Source organism: Liquorilactobacillus vini DSM 20605 (genome assembly GCF_000255495.1).
Lineage (GTDB): Bacteria > Bacillota > Bacilli > Lactobacillales > Lactobacillaceae > Liquorilactobacillus > Liquorilactobacillus vini.
This window is the reverse complement of the sequence record NZ_AHYZ01000001.1, coordinates 1-884: the sequence shown is the minus strand read 5'-3', so window position 1 is coordinate 884 and position 884 is coordinate 1. Positions and strand designations below refer to the sequence as shown.

At 33.8% G+C, this 884-nt stretch carries 1 protein-coding gene; it reads left to right on the top strand.

The annotated features are described in order from the left end of the window. Positions 1-146 precede the first annotated feature (146 nt). Positions 147-587 (top strand): acyl-CoA thioesterase, encoded by a 441-nt coding sequence (locus ON15_RS00005; RefSeq protein WP_010579406.1) that lies wholly within the window; start codon positions 147-149, stop codon positions 585-587. Positions 588-884: the final 297 nt, after the last annotated feature.

The following is an 884-nucleotide window of genomic DNA, read 5'->3' as shown; positions in this document are numbered from 1 at the left end:
AACTTATCCTTAATAGTTGTCCGGCTTGAAAAAAATCACTGAAAGTTTCAAAATAATAGATAACATTTCAATTTTTAAGGAGAGGATTCATTCTGCTTACGTACATTACATGTCAACAAACCGTAGCTATCACTGATCATCGGGTTTTGAATGGTGATCTGAATGAACATAATACAGTTTATGGAGGAAAATTATTAGAAGTTCTTGATGGTACAGCATCGATCTCTGCAACCAAGTTTGCTCAGCAACAATTAGTCACGGCTTCAGTTGATCAATTTAATTTCATTGCACCTTTTAAGTTAAAGGATTCATTTCGTATCATTAGTTATGTAAGTGGTGTTGGAACTCGTTCATTGGAAGTCTTCGCAAAAATAATCGGTTATCCGGCCAGTCATGGTAAACCATTTCTAGGTGCCACCGCCTTTTTAACCTTTGTTGCATTAAATAAGCATTGTCAGTTACCAAAATTAAAGCCGGAGACTTCTGAAGAAATCGCTGTCTGTCAAATATATCCTACACGAAAAAAAAGTAACCTGCAGCGGCTTGCTACTAACCAGCGACTAAATTCGCAGCTTAAAATTAACTAATATGTTTCTTGTTTATTCAGTACTTCAATTAAATAAGCAATTGCTTCTTCATACGAACAAGCCCGCTGTTTCATAACCGTTTCAACTACTTGCTTGGTTTCTTTTGAAAAAGCCATCGTCATCACTCCTTCATAATTTTTAACATGTAACGTTTATTTTATACCGCTTTGAGCAAAAAAACGAGGTTATTTTTATTCTTAGTTTGCTAATTGTCATGGAAAATCCAGTACTGTTCTAGAAAAACAAATAAATAAAACTTTTTGATTACAATCAAAATACAAATTGATTTTCACTCTT